Source organism: Fulvivirga aurantia (assembly GCF_009711475.1).
GTDB lineage: Bacteria > Bacteroidota > Bacteroidia > Cytophagales > Cyclobacteriaceae > Fulvivirga > Fulvivirga aurantia.
Genome location: NZ_SMMD01000104.1, coordinates 1 through 510 on the forward strand (window position 1 = coordinate 1; position 510 = coordinate 510).

A 510-nucleotide genomic window follows, 5' to 3' on the forward strand; every position below is an offset into this window, starting at 1 on the left:
TTATCCATCCAGAAACTATCATCAACCTCTAATACGGCTTGAAGAAGGTCACCCTCGAATAAGTCACCATCTACAAACAGGTCAATTTGGAGTTGTTCAATTGCGAGTGGAATTAAAAATTTAAGGCTAATATTCTGACCTATCATAATCCTCATGTCCTCAACCTCGAATTCGTTTAACGGCACCTTCCTCAGTTTATGGATGGTTTGAACAAGTTTACTACCAAAAGGTGGTTCAGCCCAGTTAGTTTTCTCTAAATTATCTAGATTCTTAAATTTCCAGTTAGGTTCTAACCTCATTGGTAAATAATTATGGTTAACGGCCAGCTATGAGTAATGGGGATTAGTCTCTATAGCTATCAGGAGCACTAACCTCACATATCCACCCCTTGATTTAAATTAAAAACTTGTGGGGCCTTTTCAATCTCCGTAAAATATCCTGTCAATGCCATACTATTCAATTCTTAGTATCTGAAATCATCGATTATAGAATTCAATTTTTGGAATAATC

At 36.3% G+C, this 510-nt stretch carries 1 protein-coding gene; it reads right to left on the minus strand.

Features of this window, described 5'->3' with window-relative positions:
- A partial coding sequence (locus E1176_RS00215; RefSeq protein ID WP_155208586.1) for a contact-dependent growth inhibition system immunity protein occupies window positions 1-299 on the minus strand: 299 nt, incomplete at its 3' end.
- Between the last annotated feature and the right edge of the window lie 211 nt (window positions 300-510).